The 555-nt window shown below is 56.6% G+C and carries 1 protein-coding gene; it reads left to right on the forward strand.

Annotation, left to right across the window (positions count from 1 at the left end; translation table 11 throughout):
• Positions 1 to 201: 201 nt before the first annotated feature.
• Positions 202 to 555 (forward strand): TonB family protein (locus P1S59_14705; GenBank protein ID MDF1527471.1); only part of this gene is annotated, 354 nt, incomplete at its 3' end.

The raw sequence follows: 555 nt of genomic DNA on the forward strand, positions 1-555 counted from the left end.
GTGAAGCAGGTTCCCGTCAATCATACATCCGAAGTTAAAACTGCAGCTATTGAACCACAGGTGAACGTTCTGCCGGAACCAGCCGCGCGTCCGGACCCTGTGAAAATTGAACCACCATCGGAAGTCCTAGAGGCTGAAAATGTACCGCAGCCGGAACCGGGAATCGCTTATTTTCCCAATCAGGAGGTCCAGAAAACCAGCTTGCCCGGGACGGAAATGGATGTCTCTGAAAAAACGGCTTTACCAGATACCGGACACCAGATACAAGCTACTGTCTCCTACTCCCGCCCTTCGCCCTCCGCCCTTCGCCCTGAATTTCCGCCAGACGCTAGACACCAGACACTAGACACTAACCTTTTAGCCTTTGCCGGCGACCCGGCGGCTCTCGGGATGTTGACCAGGGATGCCCTTGGCCCTGACCTTGTTCAGGCCCGGATCCTCTTCCTCCCTGAACCGTTATACCCTGTCCTTTCCAGGAAAAGGGGAGAGGAGGGGAGGGTCGTTCTCGAGGTGACGATAAGTGCGCAGGGCGCGGTGCGCAGGGCGCAGGTAGAT

It is taken from the genome of bacterium, assembly GCA_029210965.1.
GTDB lineage: Bacteria > BMS3Abin14 > BMS3Abin14 > BMS3Abin14 > BMS3Abin14 > JALHUC01.